Source organism: Saliniramus sp., from assembly GCF_035311605.1.
GTDB lineage: Bacteria > Pseudomonadota > Alphaproteobacteria > Rhizobiales > Beijerinckiaceae > Saliniramus.
The window spans coordinates 1-3161 of record NZ_DATGCW010000382.1 but is presented as its reverse complement, the minus strand read 5'-3'; the positions used below and the strand labels follow the sequence as shown (position 1 = coordinate 3161).

Below are 3161 nucleotides of genomic sequence, written 5' to 3'. Positions count from 1 at the left end.
CAGGATCTGTCGCAGGCGCTGACGCCCTATCAGCATCAGGTGGTGGATGTCAGCGACTACAACACCGTGCTCACCCTGCGCGGCAGTGCGGTGCGCGCGCTTCTCGCCAAGCTGATCACCATTGATCTGCATGCGCGCCATTTCGCCCGCAGCAACGGCGTTGCCACCCTGTGCGGCAAGGCGCAGATCTGGCTGATCTGCCGCGAGGACGAAACCAGCGCGAGCGAGCCGCTCTTCGAGATCGTTGTGCGACGCTCGATGGCGGATTACCTGTGGTGCCTCATCGCCGATGCGGGACGTGAATGGGCGATGCCACCGCAGGAGCCGACCGGCCAGGTTCCGCTGCACATGCCGGGATGAGGGGCCGATCAGCCTGTGCAGATCATCCGCTCACAAGAGCTTCGCGCCGAAATTGCGGGCTGGATCGAGTTCCATCGGCAGGTTCCCCGTCGGTGCGGCGGCGGGTCCGGCCCGGCGGGCGAGAAAGCGGCCCGAGCCGGGTTCAGCCTGGAGCTTGCCGTCTTCGACGAGGGGCTTGCCACGCAGGAAGACGCGCTCGGGCCAGCCGGTGACCTCCATCCCCCCATAGGGGGTGTAACCCGTCCGGTCGAGCACCAGATCGTCTGATAGCGTGACGCGCTTTTGCGGATCCCAGATCACCAGATCGGCATCCATGCCGACGACAATATCGCCCTTGTTCGGCAGGTTGTAATGCGCCGCCGGCTGCGTCGCGGTCAGCGCCACGAAGCGCGACAGGCCGAGCCTTCCCTTCGAGACCATCGCATCGAACAGAAGTGGCATGCGCAATTGCAGGCCCGGCACGCCGTTGGCGATCTGTTTGAAATTCGCGTTCGGCCCCGCCATGAATTTTCCCGTCTCGTCCGGAGCGTAAGGCGCGTGATCGGATGAGATGGTCAGGAGATCGCCCAGTTCCAGCGCGCGCCACAGGGCTTCCTGATCCTCGACCTCGCGCGGCGGCGGCGAGAACATCCATTTGGCGCCCTCGAGCCCCGGTTTGTCGAGCGCTTCCCTGGTGAAGAAGAGATATTGCGGGCAGGTCTCGGCGAAGACCTTGACCCCCTCCCCGCGCGCCCGGCGGATCACGGCGGCGCCCTCGCGGGTGGAGACGTGGAAGATCATCACCGGCTGGTCGAGCAGTGCCGACATCGCGATCAGCCGTTCGAACGCTTCCGGCTCGCTGGCCCGGGGATGGCTGATCGCGTGGTATTTCGGCGCGGTATAACCCCGCTCGACCAGGCGCTTGGCCATCCAGGCGATCATGCCGTGATTCTCTGCATGGACGCAGATCATCGCCCCGTTCTCGCGCGCCACCGCCATCAGATCGAGCATCTGCTCGTCATGCAGGCGGATGGCATCGTAGGTCATGAAGGCCTTGATCGAGGCATGCCCCTCGCCGATCAGCGCCGGCAGGTCCTGTTTCAAGGTCTTTTCCGTCGGATCGGAGACGATCAGGTGGTAGTTGTAGTCGATGACCGCACCCTTGCGTGCCAAAGCGGCGTAGTCGTCGACGACCCGACGCAGATTCTTGCCGACATGCTGGGCGGCAAAGGCGATCACGCTGGTCGTGCCGCCATGAGCTGCGGAGGTGGTGGCACTCTCCCAGGTATCGGCATTCATCACACCGCCGCCGGAGAGCTGCTCGATATGCGCATGGCTGTCGACACCGCCGGGCGTGACAACGCGCCCGCGCGCGTCGATCTCGCGCTTGCCGCTACCCAGACCATGGCCGATCGCGGCGATGCGCTCGCCCGACACGGCGAGATCGGCCTCGACGCTGCCGGTCGAGCCGGCGAGAAGCGCGTTGCGGATGACGAGATCGTAGGCAGTGTCCGGCATGGTGCATAAATCCCTTGTGCTTTTGTCCGACTGGACAATTTTCGCCCGCAGGTTTCAACTCCCGACAAGAGGAAAAGCAGATGAGCCGACGCGCACGCATTCTCGTCATCAACCCCAATTCCAACGAGGCCGTCACCGACGGGCTCGCGCAGGCGCTTGAGCCGCTGGCCTTTGCTGACGGCCCGGAGATCGTCTGCTGCACCCTGCGCGAGGGACCTTTCGGCATCGAGAGCCAGAACGACGCCGAGAGCGTGACGCTGCCGCTGGCGCGGATCGTCGCGGAGGATCCGGCGGATGCCTTCATAATCGCCTGCTATTCCGATCCCGGCCTGCATGTCTGCCGCGAGGCAACCCCGCGCCCGGTCTTCGGCATCGCCGAATGCGGCGTGCTCACCGCCCTGTCGCGCGCCGATCGCTTCGGCGTGATCGCCATCAAGGCCGGCTCTATCCGCAGGCATCTGCGCTATCTGCGCCAGATGGGGCTAATGGAACGGCTCGCGGGTGAGCGTCCGCTGGAAATGTCCGTGGCCGAGACCGCTTCCGGCGAGGGCACGCTCGCGCGGATGATCACTGTGGGCCGCGAATTGCGCGATCTCGACGGTGCCGGCGCGCTCGTCATGGGCTGCGCCGGTATGGCGCGCCACCGCAAGGCTCTCGAAGACGAACTCGGCATCCCCGTGATCGACCCCACGCAAGCCGCCGTCACGATGGCGCTCGGCGCGGTGCAGGTCGCGCGGCTGGGTTGAAACACGGCTTGCCGCTGGCCGACCGGGCAATCCGATCGAGGCGGTCGCGCTCCGCTCCCTTGCGGCCGGATTCAGCGGTGACGAGTCAGGCTGTGGCGCTTCGTCTTTGAAGACCAAGGAGCCACGCCATGCAACCGGCGAGGATGCTCGCGCGCGCTGAGTCATCTCCCTCAGATCCGCAAAGTCGGACATATCCGACGAAATGTCCGACATGCTTGCATACTGCCCTCCTTACCCCGAAACGATCGCCCTCCCCGTGCGTTGGCCGTATGCCGTCTTCGTTTGCGCATCAAAGATTGACGGAGATCATGGTGCCCCGTCGCATGGTCCGGCTCAATGGCTGCGTCTGGAACGGCGAAGGTGGCGCGCAACGGGAAGCCGGTTTACGAACCGCGAAAACGAGGGAGTGCACCACATGACCGAGCGTTTGATGATCCCGCATGAATGCCGCGTCGTCGTCGGGGACGGACGCAAGGTGCTTGTTTTATGCAATCACGGCTCACCCGTCGCGCCGGATCTGCGGGTCGAGGATGTCTTCAGGGCGCCCGAGAACCCTGC

3 protein-coding genes are annotated in these 3161 nt (G+C 65.0%); 2 read left to right on the top strand and 1 reads right to left on the bottom strand.

What is annotated here, in order from left to right:
* Positions 1-360: sarcosine oxidase subunit gamma (locus tag VKP01_RS17230; RefSeq protein WP_324414463.1), on the top strand; the 360-nt coding region annotated here is incomplete at its 5' end.
* Positions 361-390: 30 nt separating this feature from the next.
* Here VKP01_RS17230 and hydA read toward each other — a convergent pair.
* Positions 391-1857, bottom strand: coding sequence for a dihydropyrimidinase (gene hydA / locus VKP01_RS17225; RefSeq protein ID WP_324414461.1), 1467 nt, complete (start codon positions 1855-1857; stop codon positions 391-393).
* Between the two features lie 80 nt (positions 1858-1937).
* On the opposite strand from hydA, the gene VKP01_RS17220 reads away from it, so the two are divergent.
* A complete protein-coding gene (locus VKP01_RS17220) occupies positions 1938-2603 on the top strand; it encodes an aspartate/glutamate racemase family protein (RefSeq protein ID WP_324414459.1) in 666 nt (221 codons plus the stop codon).
* The last annotated feature ends 558 nt before the right edge of the window (positions 2604-3161 follow it).

Coding starts and splice junctions, on each gene's coding strand:
- hydA (WP_324414461.1), bottom strand. CDS start 1,857: ATGCCGGACACTGCCTACGATCTCGTCATCCGCAACGCGCTTCTCGCC.
- VKP01_RS17220 (WP_324414459.1), top strand. CDS start 1,938: ATGAGCCGACGCGCACGCATTCTCGTCATCAACCCCAATTCCAACGAG.